Raw genomic sequence first — 17344 nt, 5'->3', positions numbered from 1 at the left:
GCGGTCATGGCGGCACGGCCGGGCCGGGCACCGGAACCCTCGGCGGGCAGGCCGGGAGCGGCGGCGTCGGCGGTTACGGCGGCGGCTACGATGCGACGCACATGGGCGGTCGCGGTGGCAGCAGCACCGGTGGTGCCGGCGGGTTGGGCGTTTCCTACTACAGCAACGGCGGCAATGGCGGCACGGCCAACAACGGCACGATTTCCATCGGCGGGGGCGGTGGCGGCTCCGGTTGGGACAAGGTTGGCGGCGTCGGCGGCAATGCGGCCGGCGGCATTTACAACGCCTCGACCGGTACGTTGAAAATCGTCGGCACCTCGGTCATCAGCAACAACATCGGTGCGGGCGGCGGTGGCGGTGGCGGCAGCGGCCAGGGCAGCAACAACCTCAATGGCGGCGACGGCGGACGAGGTGTCGGCGCGATCTGGAACCAGGGCGGTACGGTGCTGATCACCGCCGCCAACTTCAGCGCCATCAGCGGCAACGCGGCCGGCAGCGGCGCCGGCGGCGCAGAACTGGGCGGCGGCGTGACGGGCTCTGTACCGTTGGCCTTCGCGGCGATCTACAACAACGGCGGTACGCTCAACACTGCTTATGTTGAGCCACCGACCGCGACCATCGTGATGGCCGACACGGCGTTGAAAATCGGCGAAACCTCGCTGGTGACCATTACCTTCAGCCGGGCGGTGAGCGGTTTCACCAACGCCGACCTGACCATTGCCAACGGCACGCTGACAGCGGTGAGCAGCAGCGACGGCGGCCTGACCTGGACCGCGACGTTCACTCCGACCAACAACCTCACCGACGCCACCAACCTGATCACCCTCGACAACACCGGGGTGACTGCGATCAGCGACGGCGTGGCGGGCGTCGGCACCACCAGCTCCGTCAACTACGCGATTGATACCGCGCGTCCGACCGTGACCATCGTGATGTCCGATACGGCGTTGAAGATCGGCGATACTTCGCTGGTGACTTTCACCTTCAGTGAAGCCGTGACCGGTTTCACCAACGCCGACCTGACCATCGCCAACGGTACGCTGAGCGCGGTGAGCAGCAGCGACGGTGGCATCACCTGGACAGGAACCTTCACTCCGACCGCCAGCATCACCGACACCACCAACCTGATCACCCTGGACAACACCGGTATCGCCGACCTCGCTGGCAACGCCGGCAGCGGCACGACGGATTCGGCCAACTACGTGATCGATACCCAGCGCCCGACCGCGACCATTGTGGTGGCCGACACCAATTTGGCGGCCGGTGAAACCTCGCTGGTGACCATCACCTTCAGCGAAGCGGTCAGCGGCTTCACCACCGCCGACCTTACCGTAGCCAACGGCACCCTGAGCGGTCTGAGCAGCAGTGACGGCGGCATCACCTGGACCGCCACGCTCACCCCGACCAGCAACATCACCGACACCACTAACCTGATCACCCTGGATAACACCGGGGTCGTCGATCTGGCTGGCAATGCCGGCACTGGCACCACCAATTCCAACAACTACGCCATCGACACTGCGCGGCCGACCGCGACCATTGTGGTGGCCGACAACAACCTGCGGATCGGTGAAACCTCGCTGGTGACCATCACCTTCAGCGAAGCGGTCACCGGTTTCACCAACGCCGACCTGACGATTGCCAACGGCACCTTGACGGCGGTCAGCAGCAGCGACGGCGGCATTACCTGGACGGCGACCTTCACGCCGACCGCCAGCATCACCGACGCGACCAACCTGATCACCCTGAACAACACCGGCATCGCGGATCTGAACGGCAACGCCGGCACCGGGACCACCGATTCCAACAACTACGCCATCGATACCGTGCGCCCGACCGCGACCATCGTGGTGGCCGACAACAACCTGCGAATCGGCGAAACCTCGCTGGTGACCATCACCTTCAGCGAAGCGGTGACCGGCTTCACCAACGCCGACCTGACCATTGCCAATGGCACGCTGAGTGCGGTGAGCAGCAGCGATGGCGGCATCACTTGGACCGCGACGTTCACCCCGAGCGCCAGCATCACCGACATCACCAACCTGATCACTCTGGACAACACCGGCATTGCCGACCTGGCGGGCAACGCTGGCAGCGGCACCACCGACTCCAACAACTACGCCATTGACACCCAGCGCCCGACCGCGACCATCGTGGTCGCCGACAGCAACCTTACGGCCGGCGAAACCTCGCTGGTGACCATCACGTTCAGCGAAGCGGTGAGCGGTTTCACCAACGCCGACCTGACCATCGCCAACGGTACGTTGACGGCGGTGAGCAGCAGCGACGGCGGCATTACCTGGACGGCGACGTTCACCCCGAACGTGGGCGTCAACGACGCGACCAACCTGATCACACTGGCCAACACCGGCATCGCCGACGTGGCGGGCAACGCCGGCAGCGGCACCACCAACTCCAACAACTACACCATCGACACCGTGCTGCCGACCGCGACCGTCATCGTTGCCGACAACTCGCTGAAAATCGGCGAAACCTCGCTGGTAACCATCACCTTCAGCGAAGCGGTTACCGGTTTCACCAATGCCGACCTGACCATCGCCAACGGCACGCTCAGCGCGGTGAGCAGCAGCGACGGCGGCATTACCTGGACGGCAACGTTCACACCGACCACCAACATCACCGACGCCACCAACCTGATTACGCTGGACAATTCCGGTGTTCAAAACCTGTCGGGCAATGCCGGCAGCGGCACCACCGATTCCAACAATTACTCGATCGACACCCAGCGCCCGACCGCCACTGTCGTGGTGGCCGACACCGCGCTCGGCGTCGGCCAGACCAGTCTGGTGACCATCACCTTCAGCGAAGCGGTCACCGGTTTCACCAACGCCGACCTGACCATCGCCAACGGTACGCTGAGCGCGGTGAGCAGCAGCGATGGCGGTATCACCTGGACGGCTACTTTTACTCCGGCGGCAGGCATCACCGACACCACCAACCTGATCACGCTGGACAATACCGGCATCGCCGATCTGGCGGGCAACGCCGGCAGCGGCACCACCGACTCCAACAACTATGCGGTCGACAGTCAGCGTCCGACGGCGACCATTGTCATGACTGACAGTGACCTGCGTCCCGGAGAAACCGCACTGGTGACCATCACCTTCAGCGAGGCCGTGACCGGATTCGACAATGCCGACCTGAGCGTTGCCAACGGCACACTGAGCAACGTTTCGTCGAGCGACGGCGGCATTACATGGACGGCCACGTTCACGCCGAATATCGGCATCACCGACCTCACCAACCTGATTGTCCTGAACAACACCGGTATTACCGACCTGGCCGGCAACACCGGCACCGGCACCACCAGCTCCGCCAACTATCAGGTGCAGACTCAGGTGCCGACTGCCACCATCGTGGTTGCCGACACTTCGCTCAAGGCCGGGGAAACCTCGCTGGTGACCATCACCTTCAGCGAAGCGGTCAGCGGTTTCGACAACAGCGACCTGACCATCGCCAACGGCACGCTGAGCAATGTCAGCAGCAGCGACGGCGGTGTCACCTGGACGGCGACCTTCACCCCGACCGCCAATGTCACTGACGCGACCAACCTGATCAGCCTGAGCAATGCCGGAGTGACCAACGTCTCAGGCAATAGCGGTATCGGCATCACCGACTCCAACAACTTCGCCATCGACACCGCGCTGCCGACCGCCACCATCGTGGTCGCCGACAATCGCCTGGGCATCGGTGAAACCACCACCGTGACTATCACGTTCAGCGAAGCGGTGATCGGGTTCGATCTGGGGGATATCAGCGTCGCCAACGGTGCGCTGTCGAACCTGACCAGCAGCGACGGCGGTGTGACCTGGACCGCGACCTTCACGCCAACGGCTAACGTCAACGACCCGACCAACCTGATCCTGATCGACACCGCCGGCGTCCAGGATCTGGCCGGCAACCTCGGCGCGAGCATCGCCATCTCCAACAACTACATCCTCGATGCAACCCGGCCGACGGTGGACATTGTGGTTGCCAATCCGCATCTGGGCATCGGCCAGACCACCACGGTGACCTTCACCTTCAGCGAGGCGGTGAGCAATTTCGACCTGTCCGACCTGAGCGTGACCAATGGCGACCTGAGCAACCTGAGCAGCAGCGATGGCGGCAAGACCTGGACCGCGACCTTCACCCCGACCGCGAACGTGACCGACCCGAGCAACTTCATCGCGCTGGACACCAGCAACGTCACCGACCTGGCGGGCAACGCCGGCAGCACCGTGGCGGTGTCGAACAACTACGCCCTCGACAGCGAGCGCCCGACCGCCACGGTCGTGGTTGCCAACCCGAATCTGGGTGTCGGCCAGACTTCGCAGGTGATCATCACCTTCAACGAAGCGGTCAGCGGTTTCGATCTGGCGGACCTCAGCGTGGCCAATGGCACCCTGTCCAACCTGAGCAGCAGCGACGGTGGCAAGACCTGGACGGCGACCTTGACGCCGACCGCCAACGTCAACAGCGCCAGCAATGCAATCAGCATCAACACGGCCGGGGTCAGTGACCAGTCGGGCAACAGCGGCAGCGGGATCAGTCAGTCCGGGAACTACGTGATCAATACGGTGCCGGTGGTCGTACCGCCGGTGACACCGACCTCGCCGTTGGTGGTGGTGCCGCCGGATCCGGAGTTCCGCAGCAGCGACCCCGTCGTGCCACCACCGGCGCCGAACGTCCCGCTGCAACCGCTCATCTTCACACCGCCCACCGGCGACCTCGGCTCACCGCTGACCTTCGCGCCGTTGTTCGAACAACGGGTGATCGGCAACGGCATCCGTCCGCTGGGTGACATTTTCATCAACCACGGCGCCCTGAGCCCGAGCTTCATCGCCCAGGTTTTCACCAGCAGCGACAGCGGCGGCGATGGTTCCGGCCATGGCTTCCTCGGGTTTGGCGGTGGCGATGGCGGGGTGTTCGGCAGCAGTACGCTGTCGAGCCTGTTCCATCAGGACAGCGCCGCAGAGCGCGATTCGCTGAATGCCTTCGACCGTCATTCGATCACGGGCGGCGATATTTCCCAGGGTCTGCGCGGTGTGTTCGGCGCGCCGACCCTGGGCCAGCAACTGCAACAGATCAAGGACAGCGAGCAGCACCGGGTCGACAACCTGGCGGCGGCTCTGCAACAGGTCGGTATCAGCGAAATGCAGGCCTGATAACACACACAACAACTCAATATGCGCAGCACCCAGGGGCGATGCAGGGATGAAGAAAAGTCAAAAATTGTTCGGCGCCAGCCTGCTGGCGCTGGCAATCAGCGGATGTGCAGTCACCAGTGAACCGATCGAACGCAGTGTCAGCGAACAACGGGCCAAAGCCGACCTGCAAAGCATGTACAAGGGTCAGGAACCGCTGAGCGGTCCGCTGACCCTGCACCAGGCCATGGCCCGCGCGGTGAAATACAACCTCGAAGGGCGCTTGAAAATCATGGAGGAAGCGCTGGCCAAGCGGCAGCTCGACCTCGCCAGCTTCGACATGCTGCCACGCATGGCGCTGGATGCCGGTTACGTCGGACGCAACAATGTCAGCGCCTCCAGCAGCCAGAGCGTACGCACCGGCACCCAGTCCCTGGAACCGTCGACCTCCCAGGACCGCGACCGCAACGTCGCCGACCTGACCATGGTCTGGAACGTCCTCGACTTCGGCGTCAGCTACATCAACGCCAAGCAACAGGGCGACCAGCGCCTGATCGTTCAGGAACGCCGGCGCAAAGTGATCAACACCATCGTTCAGGACGTGCGCTCGGCCTATTGGCGGGCGATGGCGGCCGAACGTCTGCTCAAACAGATCGACAGCCTGATGGCCCGGGTCGACACCGCCCGCCGCAACAGCGAAAGCATGAGCGAGCAGCGCATCGGTGATCCGGTGCAGTCCCTCGGTTACCAGCGTTCGCTGATCGAAGCGACCCGGCAACTGGAAGAGCAACGCCGGGCGTTGTCGCTGGCGAAAACCGAACTGGCGACCCTGATCAATCTGCCGCTGGGCACCAACCTGACGCTGGCCACTGACGACGGTTATCAGATCCCGGAACTCAAGGTCGATATTTCCAGGCTGGAGCAGGAAGCCCTGACCAGCCGTCCGGAACTGCGCGAGCAGGATTACCAGACCCGGATCAGTGCTGCTGAAACCCGCAAGGCGATGTTGCGCATGTTGCCGGGCCTGGAGTTTTCCGCCGGCGGACACTACGACAGCAACTCGTTTCTGGTGAACGATCGCTGGGCCGACTATGGGGTGAAAGTCACCTGGAACCTGTTCAATGTGATCTCTGCCCCGGCAGCCATCGATGTGGCCAAGGCCGGCGAAGAAGTCGCCACCGCACGCCGTCAGGCGATGTCGATCGCGGTGCTGGCGCAGCTGTATGTGGCCAATGCCAACTATCAAGAGGCGCTGCGTCAGTTCAAGACCAACCAGCAACTGTCGGACATCGACGGGCAGATCGTCGGTCAGTTGCGCAATCGGCACCAGGCCGCCGGCATCGGCGAGCTGGAGTTGATTCAGGGCGAACTGAACAACCTGCAAGCGGATCTGCGCCGTGATCTGTCGTATGCCGATCTGCGCAATGCCTATGGGCAGATCTTCGCCAGCGCCGGCCTCGATCCGCTTCCGGATCAAGTGCAATCCACCGAAGTGCAGTCGATCGCCACGGCGTTGGCTAACCGGGAATCGGCGTGGGCGTCGGGGGATATTTCGGTGCCAGTGGTGGCGCATGCTGCTGCCAAATAATCTGCAGGCGCCCGTCGCCAGCATCAGTCGCAGGCAACGCGAGGCCCGCAACGGCCATCGCGGTGCGGCGATTTTGCTCACCGGTCTGCCGGCGGCGGGCAAATCGACGCTGGCCCAAGCGCTGCACGCCGAGTTGTTTGCCCGTGGAGTGCAGAGCGTGGTGCTCGATGGCGACGGCTTGCGGGTCGGGCTCAACCGCGATCTGGGGTTTGGCGACGCCGATCGCCTGGAGAACATCCGCCGTGCCAGCGAGCTGGCAGCGCTGCTGGTGGAAAACGGGCAGATCGTGATTCTGGCGATGATCGCGCCGTTGCTGGAACTGCGAGAGGTGTTCGCCCAGCGTTTGGTTGCGGACTATCGGGAGGTCTGGTGCAGCGCATCGCTGACGGTGTGCGAACAGCGTGATCCGAAGGGTCATTACGCCCGCGCACGGCGTGGCGAGATGGCCGGTTTCACCGGGGTTTCGGCACCGTACGAGCCGCCCGCGCAGGCCTCGCTGGTGCTCGACACCGGCGTGCAGACCGTGGATGCCTGTCTGGACCGGCTGCTGACCTGGCTTGGCGAATGCGCGGTGTTGCCCAAGGCATGAGCCGCCCGGTCTGTTCGCGTCTGCCGGTGGCGGTGGACTTGCCGCTGCTGTTGCAGGCGCTGCAGGCGATTGCCGAAGAGGCTTGGCGCGGACACTTCAACACCGATTACTTCACGGGCGACTGGAGCGGCGTGGCACTGATTTCGGCCGCCGATGCCCTGACCGAGTTATCGCCCGGACGCGGTGAAACGCTGCAGCGCACGCCCTGGCTGCGCGATGAACGCTGGCGGTTGGGGCTACGTGAGCTGGCGCTGGATATCGTCAGCGCACGCCTGCTGCGACTGGGGCCGGGCGGGCGAATTCATGAGCACCGTGATTACGATCTGGAGGGCCCGGAAGCCGATCTGCGCCTGCACATTCCACTGCTCAGCCCGCCCGCCGTGGACTTCTGGCTCGAGGGTCAACGCGTGCCGATGTCGGCGGGGGAGTGCTGGTTTCTCGATCTTGCTCGTGTGCATCGGGTGGATAACTTCGATACCTGCGCGCGGATTCATCTGGTGCTCGACTGCCGGCCCGGGGCCTGGCTCACGCAGAAGATCGCCGAAGGTTTGCGCGACACCCCTGCACCGCAATCGGCCGATTCGGCGTTACAGCGATTCCAGCGACTGGTTGCAGGTGATGCAGCGTTGGCGGCGACTCTGCAGCACATGACGGACCCCGAAATATTCATCGAGCGCACTCTGGAGCTGGCCGCCGAACACGGCTTGCCATTCTCCCGCGAAGAACTGCGCGCCGCAATGCGCAACGGTCGTCGGCAATGGAACGAACAATGGAAAGGCTGAACTTCGACGGCTGGCTGCCGATCCGGATCTGGCCGCTGGCGGAGCAATGGCAAGTGGACTGGTGCTGGTTTGCTGACACACCACTGCATCAGCCTTTTTTTCGTGACGCCGTCGAAGAAGCGCTGCGGTTGCCGTTCAATCAGGCTTTTCGCCGGCAGACGCCGCTATCGGTGCTGACCGAGTGGCAAGCGCAAAGTCCGGGGTTGGCCCCGAGTGCCTTTATCCTGCACGCCTCGCGTTGCGGTTCGACATTGATCAGCCAGATGCTCGCGCGGCTCGATGACCACATCGTAGTCTCGGAGCCTCCGCCGCTTGATGCACTTTTGCGCGGTGAGCTGCCCGAAGCCGAGCGGCGGGCAGCGATCAGTGGACTGCTCTCGGCCTACGGTCAACGTCGACGCGGTATCGAGCAGCGACTGGTGATCAAGCTTGATGCCTGGAACATCGGCGAATGGCCGCTGTTGCAGGCATGCTTTCCCGACACGCCGTGGCTGTTCGTGTATCGCGATCCGCTGGAAATCGCCGTATCGCACGTGCGTCGCCCGGGGATGCACATGGTGCCGGGGATGCTTGGTGATTGTGTGCTCGACGATGGTTTGCCATTTACCGGCAGTGAAGACTTCATTGCACGACGGCTTGGACACTTGCTGGCGTCGGCGTATCTGCACTGCCGTGAGGGTGACGGACTTCTGGTGAACTACAGCGAGTTGCCCGAGGCCATGGCCGGACGATTGGCGAAGTTTTTTCGTTTGAATGTCGAGCAGCGGCAGCAGGTGTTGGCGGCGACGATGCAGCATGCCAAGCAGCCGTCCCAGCGCTTTGTTGCCGATGGCGAAGACAAGCGTCGCGAGGCTTCGCCGTGGTTGCGCGAACGGGTTCGGCAATGTGCCCAGGATGCCTTTCTGAATCTTGAATTGCTGCGCAACGCATGAAAGATCGCAGCCTTCGGCAGCTCCTACAGGGTGTACGCATAACCGATGCAGGAGCTGCCGCAGGCTTCGATCTTTTGCTGTCAGGTTTTTCCCGACAGATCCGCCATCCCCTTGAGCAATTCGATGGGCAGGGGAAAGACAATCGTCGAGCTCTTGTCGCCGGCAATCGAACTCAAGGTCTGCATGTAGCGCAACTGCATGGCGCCGGGCTGACGGCCGAGCATTTCGGCGGCCTGCATGAGTTTTTCCGAGGCCTGCAGTTCGCCTTCGGCATGGATCACCTTGGCCCGGCGTTCGCGTTCGGCTTCGGCCTGTTTGGCGATGGCACGGACCATCGATTCGTTGAGGTCGACGTGCTTGATCTCGACGTTGGCGACCTTGATGCCCCAGGCGTCGGTCTGGGCGTCGAGCACCTGCTGGATATCGATATTCAGTTGCTCGCGTTCGGCCAGCAGTTCATCCAGTTCATGTTTGCCGAGCACCGCGCGCAGGGTGGTCTGCGCCAGTTGGCTGGTGGCCGAAAGAAAGTCTTCGACCTGAATGATCGCCTTCTGCGGGTCAAGCACGCGGAAGTACAGCACCGCATTGACCTTCACCGAGACGTTGTCGCGGGTGATCACATCCTGCGGCGGTACGTCGAGCACCACGGTGCGCAGATCGACCCGGACCATTTGCTGCACCACCGGTATCAACAGGATCAGCCCCGGCCCTTTGACCTGCCAGAAGCGCCCGAGCTGGAACACCACGCCGCGCTCGTACTCACGCAGGATGCGGAAGGTCGACCCGGCGAGGGCGATCACCAACAGCAGCAGTGCAACGAAACCGATTTGCAGACCCATGATCACTCTCCGTGTCGCACCGCGTCAGTCGCGGCGACTTTCAGCAATAAGCCCTTGCGCCCTATCACGCGCACCGATTGCCCGGTGTGCAAGGGTGTGGCGCTGTGCACTTGCCAGTGTTCACCCTGCAAATGCACCCAGCCGTTGTGGGCGTTTTGCGCTTGCACGGTGGTCACCGCCGTCACGCTGCCGACCAGCCCGGCATCGCCGCTGACAGTATGGCGGGGGCGGGTTTTCAAGGCGCGGACGATCAAGGCGATCAGCAGCAGGGCGCTGAGCAGGCCGAGGCCGATGATCATCGGTACCGGCACCTCGGCGTTGCTCAGGATCAGCGCGCCGATGACGAACATGATGATCCCGCCAAGGCCGATGACCCCGTAGTTGGGCAGCGCGGCTTCGGCAATCAGAAAGGCAATGCCGAGGGTGATCAGCCACAGGCCGACCGGATTGACCGCCGTCAGCGGGACGTCAGCCGCGAGGGCCGGGCCGCTGGCCAGCAGTATCAGAAAAAACAGACAACATCGGCTGTTCACGTGACCCTCCGGGAGAGTCAGGGGGTGTTTCCTTAAGTCTAGTTGAGCCTGGCGCTGAATGAATTCTGCTCAATGAGCAGATGTGTCCAGTGAGCGGATTTCCCTTCGCCTGAGCCTCGCCGAACTAGACTCAGCAGAGCAGGTACAACGTTCCGCGTGACACCGAGGTGCAGCATGCGTATGGCAAAAAAAGTGCAAAGCAGCCTGAACCGGGCGCAATGCGAATATGACATCGTGGCCCACCGCCACTCGGCCAGCAGTCTGGAAACCGCACGGGTTTCCGGGGTGCCCGCCGAGCGCGTGGCCAAGTCGGTGATTCTCGACGACCACCACGGGCATTACCTGATGGCCGTGCTGCCGGCCAGCCGGCACCTGGATTTGAGCAAAGTGCGCAGCCGCGGCGAATGGCAGATCACCCGGGAAAGCAACCTGGCGCACATCTTCGATGACTGCGAACGCGGCGCGGTGCCGCCGCTGGGTGATTCCTACGGCCTGGACATGATCATCGACCCGCTGCTGACCCGGCAGAAAGACATTTACCTGGAAGCCGGCAACCACAACTACCTGCTGCACATGAGCATGTCCGAGTTTCTGAAAATGGTGCCGCATGCCGAGGTGCGGGAGTTGAGTCAGTAGGACTTGTAGCGTTTTTGCCGATGCCTTCGCGAGCAGGTTGATCGAGTTCCCCCTGTGGGAGCGAGCCTGCTCGCGAATAATCTCCACCCACCGAATTCTTGAAGGAGTCCTCCATGGAGCAGCCCACCCACAGCCTGCCGTCCCTGTTCAAACAACTGGGACTGGGCGACGACCCGACCAGCATCGACCAATTCATCGCCACCCATTCACCGCTCAAACCCGAGCTGCACCTGGCGGACGCGTTTTTCTGGAGTAAAAGTCAGGCGGATTTCTTGCGCGGCGAGATTCTTGATGATGCGGATTGGGCGGAGGTGGTGGATCAGCTGGATGTGTTGTTGCGCAAGGGGCGGGTTTTGTAGGACTGAGTAAAACCCAAATTCTCTGCAGAGAAGATTTGTTTCAAAACTTGACTGAAATTCACCGCCAATGCGATATTGATAGTTAGCAAACTAACAGTGTGCATTTTCCCGTGCCGAATTCCCTCGACGCTCTCCAGATGAACATCAGCAGTGCCATGGTGGTGGCCGCCAGGCATTGGCGGAAGATCTGCCAGACCACGCTGGTCAACTATGGAATCTCCGAAGCCTGCGCCGTGCCGTTGTTGATGATCGGGCGGTTGGGCGAGGGTGTACGTCAGGTGCAAGTGGCGCAGGCAGCCGGGATGGAAAGTCCGTCGCTGGTACGCCTGCTCGACCAGTTGTGCCACGCCGGCTACGTCTGTCGCACCGAAGATGCTCAGGATCGTCGGGCCAAGTGCCTGAGCCTGACCGACACCGGCCGTGAACTGGTGCAAGCGGTGGAAAGCGAACTGGTGCGTCTGCGTCATGAAGTGCTCGAAGGCATCGACCAGAGTGATCTGGAAGCTACGCTTCGGGTACTGCGAGCTTTTGAGGCGGCCAATTCGCCTGTGGTGATTAATTCTTGAACGGTTTTTTCTCTGGCATCCCGCCTGCCCGTGACTGGTTCTACGGGGTCCGCACCTTTGCAGCGTCGATGATTGCGCTGTACATCGCCTTGCTCATGCAAATGCCGCGTCCGTATTGGGCGATGGCCACGGTGTACATCGTCTCCAGCCCGTTTCTCGGTCCGACCAGTTCCAAGGCGCTGTACCGCGCCATCGGCACCTTTCTCGGGGCGGCGGCGGCGGTGCTGTTCGTACCGATGTTCGTGCAGAGCCCGTACGTGCTGGTGGTGGTGATTGCCTTGTGGACGGGGATTTTGCTGTTCCTGTCGCTGCACCTGCGCACCGCCAATAACTACGCGCTGATGCTGGCCGGTTATACCTTGCCGCTGATTGCCTTGCCGACCGTGGATAATCCGCTGGCGGTGTGGGACGTGGCGGAAGCGCGGACCGAAGAGATTTTTCTCGGCATCGCTGTGGCGGCGGTGGTCGGCGCGATGTTCTGGCCGCGTCGCTTGGCGCCGGTGTTCAATGACGCGGTAGGCAAGTGGTTCGCCGACGCCACCACCTACAGCCTGAAGTTTCTCAGCCGCGACGTGCAGCCTGAACAGATCGCCGCGCTGCGCATGGCCATGGTCGCCAATTTCAACAGCCTCGAATTGATGATCGGCCAGTTGCCCCACGAAGGCGCTCGACCGCAAACCGTGCGCAACACCAAGGAACTGCGCGGGCGGATGATCCACCTGTTGCCGGTGATCGACGCTCTGGAAGACTCGCTCTACGCCCTTGAGCGACGCACGCCGGAACTGGTGGAAAAGTTTGCCCCGCTGCTGACTGCAACCCGCGAATGGCTCGCCCATAACGACGCTGATCTGGCGCGTTGGCAGGCGCTCAAGGATCAACTCCAGGCCCTGCAGCCTAGCTGTGAGGCGCTGGAAGATCGCAAGCAGTTGCTGTTCTCCAACGCGATTTATCGCCTCGGTGAATTCATCGATCTGTGGCAAGACTGCCGCAGTCTGCAGGACGCGATTCTCTGCGAGCGCCAGGACAGCTGGCGCGCGGTTTACCGGCACTGGCGCCTCGGGCGGCTGACGCCATTTCTCGACCGCGGGATGATGCTGTATTCGGTGGCCTCGACCGTTCTGGCGATCATCGTCGCTTCGGTGCTGTGGATTCTGCTCGGCTGGCCGGACGGTGGCAGTGCGGTGATTCTGGCGGCGGTAGCGTGCAGTTTCTTCGCCTCGATGGACGACCCGGCGCCACAGATCTACCGGTTCTTTTTCTGGACCGGGATGTCGGTGCTGTTCGCCAGTCTCTATTTGTTCCTGATTCTGCCGAACCTGCACGATTTCCCGATGCTGGTACTGGCGTTTGCGGTTCCGTTCATCTGTGTCGGCACCCTGACGGTGCAGCCACGCTTCTTCCTCGGCATGCTCCTGACGCTGGTCAACACCTCGTCGTTCATCAGCATTCAGGGCGCGTACGACGCGGACTTCTTCGCCTTTGTGAACTCCAACCTGGCCGGCCCTCTGGGCCTGTTGTTTGCGTTTATCTGGACCCTGATCGCCCGCCCGTTCGGCGTCGAGCTGGCCGCCAAACGTCTGACCCGCTTCAGCTGGAAAGACATCGTGCGCATGACCGAGCCGGCCAACCTCGCCGAACATCGGCATCTGGGCGTGCAGTTGCTCGATCGTCTGATGCAGCACTTGCCGCGTCTGGCCATGACCGGCCAGGACACCGGGATTGCCATGCGTGAAGTGCGTGTCGGCCTGAACCTGCTCGATCTGCTGGCTTACACGCCACGGGTCAGCGGCGCGCCGAAGGCCCTGCTGCAGCAAGTGGTGGCTGAGGTCGGCGAGTATTTCCGCGCTTGCCTCAAGGCCGGCGAACGCTTGCCGGCACCGAGCCCGCTGCTGATGACCATGGATCGCGCCCGCCGCGCGCTCAAAGGCCACGGCGACGAAGAAACCCGGCTAAACCTGTTGCATGCCCTGAGCGGTTTGCGCCTGGCGCTGTTGCCCGGCGTGGAATTTGTCAGCACGGGCGATGCCGAAGAACCGCTGCCCGATGGAGCGCCCCTATGATTGGTGATCTGGATATCAGCGGCATTTTCCTGCCGACCCTGCTGGTGTTGATGGGCATCACCTATGTGTTGTTTGTGCTGGTGCATGGCGTGCTCACGCGCCTGCACTTTTACCGTCTGGTCTGGCACCGGGCATTGTTCAACGTGGCCCTCTACGCCGTGATGCTGTACGGCGTGGACTCACTCAGTCGATACCTGATGACATGAAAAAACCGTTTCTGACTATCGGTCGCGTGGTCCTGACCCTGCTGATCGTGACTTTCGCCGTCGTCCTTGTCTGGCGCATGGTGATGTATTACATGTTTGCGCCGTGGACCCGTGACGGCCACATTCGCGCCGACATTATTCAGATCGCCCCGGACGTGTCCGGGCTGATCCAGCAGGTCGAGGTCAAGGACAACCAGTTGATCAAACGCGGCCAGGTGCTGTTCAGCATCGACCAGGACCGCTTCAAACTGGCCCTGCGTCAGGCTAAAGCGGCGGTCGCCGATCGCGAAGAAACCCTGGCCCAGGCGCAGCGTGAAGCCAAGCGTAACCGTGGTCTGGGCAATCTGGTGCCGGCCGAACAACTGGAAGAAAGCCAGTCGAAAGTCGCCCGGGCGCAATCGGCGCTGGCCGAAGCGCTGGTGACGGTGGACAGCGCGCAGCTCAATCTGGATCGTTCGGTGATCCGCAGCCCGGTGGACGGTTACGTCAACGACCGTGCGCCGCGAGTGCAGGAATTCGTCACCGCCGGGCGTCCGGTATTGTCGGTGGTCGACAGCAACTCGTTCCACATCGACGGCTATTTCGAAGAAACCAAACTCGACGGTATTCATGTCGGCCAGTCGGTGGATATCCGTGTGATCGGCGACAAGGCCAGGCTGCGTGGGCATGTCGAAAGCATCGTCGCCGGTATCGAAGACCGCGACCGCACCAGCGGCAACAACCTGCTGCCCAACGTCAACCCGGCGTTCAGCTGGGTGCGCCTGGCGCAAAGGATTCCGGTGCGCATCGCCTTTGACGAGGTGCCGGCAGATTTCCGCATGATCGCCGGGCGGACCGCGACCGTGTCGATCATCGACGACAAAACCCAGGAGCCCGCGCAATGAACAGGGCCCTGATGATCGCCGGGTTGGGCATGATGCTCTCGGCCTGTCAGATGGTCGGGCCGGACTATCATCTGCCCGCTGACGCGGCGGTGCAGCGCAAGGATTTTCAGGGCGAGCTGGCGGTGGACGGCAAACCAGTGGTGTCGGCGCCGGTGCCGGCGGACTGGTGGCGGCTGTATAAGGATCCGCGTCTGGATCAACTGGTGCAGCAGGCCATGGCTTCCAATACGGATTTGCGGGTGGCGGCGGCCAACCTGTCGCGGGCCCGTGCCCAGGTCGATGAAGCCGAAGCGGCCGGTGGCTGGAGCGGCGGCGTGAAGATGGGCGCGCAGCGCTTGCAGGAATCCGGACAGGCGTTCCTGCTGCCGGAAAAAGTCCCGGTGGCCAACGTCGCTGACATCGGTATCAGCGCGTCTTACCAGTTCGATCTGTGGGGCACGCTGCAACGCGGGATCGAAGCGGCGAAAGCCAACGCCGATGCCACGCAAGCGGCGGCCGACACCGCGCGCGTCACCCTGGTGGCGGACGTGGTTCGCGCCTACACCCAAGTGTGTGCCGCCAACGAAGAACGGGAAATCGCTCAGCATTCCCTCGACCTGCAATCGCAGAGCACCACGCTGATCCAGCGCTTGCGCGATGCCGGGCGTGGTGACGAGACCCAGGTCACCCGCTCGCAAACCCAATTCAAATCCTTGCGGGCTGACCTGCCGCGCTACGAAGCGGCGCGTCAGGCCGGATTGTTCCGCCTGTCGATGCTGCTGGCCAAACCGGTCGACCAGTTGCCTGCCGGCACCGCGACCTGTGCCGAACTGCCGAAAATCGCCCAACAGTTGCCGGTGGGCGACGGTGCAGCGCTGCTCAAGCGTCGGCCTGATGTGCGGCAGGCCGAGCGTCGTCTGGCCGCCGCGACCGCCGGCATCGGCATTGCAACCGGTGAGCTGTACCCGGACATCAGCATCGGCGCGACCATCGGCACCGTCGGCATCGTTTCCGATCTTGGCGATCCATCGACCAACCGCTGGGGCTTTGGCCCGTCGCTGAGCTGGAAGGTGCCGACCAACGGCGCCCGCGCACGTATCCGTGAAGCCGAAGCCAACACTCAGGGCGCGCTGGCGCATTTCGACGGCGTGGTGCTCAACGCCATCCGCGAAACCCAGACCGGTCTGGCCCAGTACAGCGCACTGCTGCAACGCCGCGACGCCCTGGCCGACGCCGAGCAATCAGCGAAACTGGCGGCGGACCAGACCCATCGCTTCTTCCAGGCCGGGCGCGAGTCGTTCCTTGCCGACCTGCAGGCGACCCGCACCTACACCGACGTCACTGCGCAACTGGCCGCCGCCAACACCCAGGTTGCCATGAGCCAGATCGATTTGTTCCTCGCTCTGGGCGGCGGTTGGGAAAGCGGACGAACGCAAGCCTCAAGCACCAGCAAACCCTGAAGCCGTTGCTATGCTTTGAAGTGTTGAAAGGGTGCCCCGTGCAACGCACCCTTTCAGCGCACATTGCTAGCGCTGGTCTAGGGGAAACCAATAATGAAAAACCCTTACGCTCTCGGCTTCTGGTGCGCCCTGGTAGCGCTGGTGCTGCTGTCGGCCACCTATTTCTACGGCATCATGCTGGCCCATCAGATCGACAAGGCCATGGTCTTCCTCGACAGCGCCACGGCGTTGATCGCGGTGATGGCCATCGTCGTCGTGGCCTGGGCGTCGATCCAGGTGCAGCGGGTCAAGAAACGCCAACTTGAACAAGGCAAGACCCTGGTGCTGATCTGGGACACCAAAGTCGCCCTGCGCCGGGTCGAAACCGTGTTCGATCGCTACTTCTGGGGCAGCTACTGGCAGCCGGGACGCACCTTCGCCGAAGTCATGGGCGAACTGACCGGCACGCCGCTGGAAAAAAGCCTCGAAGCCCTGAAAAAACAGTGTCTGGAACTCGACAAGCAGATTGCCGATGAAGGTTGGCACTGGCTCAACAATGCCCGCGAACTGTCGGATGTCGCCACGGCCATGGCCCGCGAGCGCTATCAGCTGGATTTCTGCGACCCCCGGGCCGACGGGCCGGGCGGGGCGGTGATCGATCGCGACTTTGAAGTGCTGGTGTATACCTGGACGGCGCGGTTGAAGAGCTTCGATCATCAGCTCGATGAGATCGAGGTTCAGTATTCCTGATCTTCTGGGAGTCCTCTGGCCCCATCGCTGGCAAGCCAGCGCCCACAGTTTTTGT

15 protein-coding genes are annotated in these 17344 nt (G+C 62.7%); 13 read left to right on the top strand and 2 right to left on the bottom strand.

The genetic code is table 11. The annotated features are described in order from the left end of the window. The 5 genes from L6D63_RS02585 to L6D63_RS02565 all read left to right on the top strand — a co-directional run. The coding region (locus L6D63_RS02585; RefSeq protein WP_236170264.1) for a beta strand repeat-containing protein at positions 1–5168 on the top strand (5168 nt) is incomplete at its 5' end. A 49-nt stretch (positions 5169–5217) separates the two neighbouring features. Then, positions 5218–6735, top strand: coding sequence for a TolC family protein (locus L6D63_RS02580; RefSeq protein WP_047290735.1), 1518 nt, complete (start codon positions 5218–5220; stop codon positions 6733–6735). Beyond that, complete coding sequence (cysC, locus tag L6D63_RS02575) at positions 6719–7324, top strand: adenylyl-sulfate kinase (RefSeq protein ID WP_095667863.1); 606 nt, start codon at positions 6719–6721, stop codon at positions 7322–7324. Before L6D63_RS02580 ends, cysC begins: the two co-directional genes overlap by 17 nt. Beyond that, positions 7321–8106 (top strand): aspartyl/asparaginyl beta-hydroxylase domain-containing protein, encoded by a 786-nt coding sequence (locus L6D63_RS02570; RefSeq protein WP_095669261.1) that lies wholly within the window; start codon positions 7321–7323, stop codon positions 8104–8106. Before cysC ends, L6D63_RS02570 begins: the two co-directional genes overlap by 4 nt. After that, the gene (locus tag L6D63_RS02565; protein ID WP_131670836.1) at positions 8094–9038 is read left to right on the top strand and encodes a sulfotransferase family protein; all 945 of its coding nucleotides are present in this window, start codon (positions 8094–8096) and stop codon (positions 9036–9038) included. The genes L6D63_RS02570 and L6D63_RS02565 overlap by 13 nt, the downstream gene beginning before the upstream one ends. Before the next feature lie 80 nt (positions 9039–9118). Here the strand turns inward: L6D63_RS02565 and L6D63_RS02560 are convergent, their stop codons facing one another. Both L6D63_RS02560 and L6D63_RS02555 read right to left on the bottom strand, forming a co-directional pair. Next, the gene (locus L6D63_RS02560) at positions 9119–9877 is read right to left on the bottom strand and encodes a slipin family protein (protein WP_041070974.1); all 759 of its coding nucleotides are present in this window, start codon (positions 9875–9877) and stop codon (positions 9119–9121) included. A gap of 2 nt (positions 9878–9879) precedes the next feature. Beyond that, the gene (locus L6D63_RS02555; RefSeq protein WP_131670837.1) at positions 9880–10410 is read right to left on the bottom strand and encodes an NfeD family protein; all 531 of its coding nucleotides are present in this window, start codon (positions 10408–10410) and stop codon (positions 9880–9882) included. 174 nt (positions 10411–10584) lie between these two features. Here L6D63_RS02555 and L6D63_RS02550 point away from each other — a divergent pair, with 174 nt between their 5' ends. The 8 genes from L6D63_RS02550 (at position 10585) to L6D63_RS02515 (ending at position 17289) form a co-directional block, all read left to right on the top strand. Further along, positions 10585–11046, top strand: a complete 462-nt coding sequence (locus tag L6D63_RS02550) for an aminoacyl-tRNA deacylase (protein ID WP_131670838.1) — start codon at positions 10585–10587, stop codon at positions 11044–11046. Between the two features lie 113 nt (positions 11047–11159). Continuing rightward, a complete protein-coding gene (locus tag L6D63_RS02545) occupies positions 11160–11405 on the top strand; it encodes a DUF2789 domain-containing protein (protein WP_131670839.1) in 246 nt (81 codons plus the stop codon). A gap of 137 nt (positions 11406–11542) precedes the next feature. Next, complete coding sequence (locus L6D63_RS02540; protein ID WP_131670840.1) at positions 11543–11971, top strand: MarR family winged helix-turn-helix transcriptional regulator; 429 nt, start codon at positions 11543–11545, stop codon at positions 11969–11971. Continuing rightward, complete coding sequence (locus tag L6D63_RS02535) at positions 11968–14031, top strand: FUSC family protein (protein ID WP_131670841.1); 2064 nt, start codon at positions 11968–11970, stop codon at positions 14029–14031. Before L6D63_RS02540 ends, L6D63_RS02535 begins: the two co-directional genes overlap by 4 nt. Next, positions 14028–14237 (top strand): DUF1656 domain-containing protein, encoded by a 210-nt coding sequence (locus L6D63_RS02530; protein WP_007957657.1) that lies wholly within the window; start codon positions 14028–14030, stop codon positions 14235–14237. Before L6D63_RS02535 ends, L6D63_RS02530 begins: the two co-directional genes overlap by 4 nt. Next, positions 14234–15121, top strand: coding sequence for an efflux RND transporter periplasmic adaptor subunit (locus tag L6D63_RS02525; RefSeq protein ID WP_047290744.1), 888 nt, complete (start codon positions 14234–14236; stop codon positions 15119–15121). The genes L6D63_RS02530 and L6D63_RS02525 overlap by 4 nt, the downstream gene beginning before the upstream one ends. Beyond that, the gene (locus L6D63_RS02520) at positions 15118–16560 is read left to right on the top strand and encodes an efflux transporter outer membrane subunit (RefSeq protein WP_131670842.1); all 1443 of its coding nucleotides are present in this window, start codon (positions 15118–15120) and stop codon (positions 16558–16560) included. The genes L6D63_RS02525 and L6D63_RS02520 overlap by 4 nt, the downstream gene beginning before the upstream one ends. 93 nt (positions 16561–16653) lie before the next feature. After that, the gene (locus tag L6D63_RS02515) at positions 16654–17289 is read left to right on the top strand and encodes a hypothetical protein (RefSeq protein WP_025113416.1); all 636 of its coding nucleotides are present in this window, start codon (positions 16654–16656) and stop codon (positions 17287–17289) included. The last annotated feature ends 55 nt before the right edge of the window (positions 17290–17344 follow it).

This window comes from Pseudomonas parakoreensis (genome assembly GCF_021602155.1).
Lineage (GTDB): Bacteria > Pseudomonadota > Gammaproteobacteria > Pseudomonadales > Pseudomonadaceae > Aquipseudomonas > Aquipseudomonas parakoreensis.
Note: the sequence above shows the minus strand (reverse complement) of the source record. Positions and strands in the feature narration are given on the sequence as shown.

Bases quoted from the DNA above. Each gene is read 5' to 3' on its own strand.
- L6D63_RS02515 (WP_025113416.1), top strand. From the start codon at position 16,654: ATGAAAAACCCTTACGCTCTCGGCTTCTGGTGCGCCCTGGTAGCGCTG.
- L6D63_RS02565 (WP_131670836.1), top strand. From the start codon at position 8,094: ATGGAAAGGCTGAACTTCGACGGCTGGCTGCCGATCCGGATCTGGCCG.
- L6D63_RS02580 (WP_047290735.1), top strand. From the start codon at position 5,218: ATGAAGAAAAGTCAAAAATTGTTCGGCGCCAGCCTGCTGGCGCTGGCA.
- L6D63_RS02550 (WP_131670838.1), top strand. From the start codon at position 10,585: ATGCGTATGGCAAAAAAAGTGCAAAGCAGCCTGAACCGGGCGCAATGC.
- L6D63_RS02570 (WP_095669261.1), top strand. From the start codon at position 7,321: ATGAGCCGCCCGGTCTGTTCGCGTCTGCCGGTGGCGGTGGACTTGCCG.
- L6D63_RS02530 (WP_007957657.1), top strand. From the start codon at position 14,028: ATGATTGGTGATCTGGATATCAGCGGCATTTTCCTGCCGACCCTGCTG.
- L6D63_RS02560 (WP_041070974.1), bottom strand. From the start codon at position 9,877: ATGGGTCTGCAAATCGGTTTCGTTGCACTGCTGCTGTTGGTGATCGCC.
- cysC (WP_095667863.1), top strand. From the start codon at position 6,719: ATGCTGCTGCCAAATAATCTGCAGGCGCCCGTCGCCAGCATCAGTCGC.
- L6D63_RS02525 (WP_047290744.1), top strand. From the start codon at position 14,234: ATGAAAAAACCGTTTCTGACTATCGGTCGCGTGGTCCTGACCCTGCTG.
- L6D63_RS02545 (WP_131670839.1), top strand. From the start codon at position 11,160: ATGGAGCAGCCCACCCACAGCCTGCCGTCCCTGTTCAAACAACTGGGA.
- L6D63_RS02520 (WP_131670842.1), top strand. From the start codon at position 15,118: ATGAACAGGGCCCTGATGATCGCCGGGTTGGGCATGATGCTCTCGGCC.
- L6D63_RS02540 (WP_131670840.1), top strand. From the start codon at position 11,543: ATGAACATCAGCAGTGCCATGGTGGTGGCCGCCAGGCATTGGCGGAAG.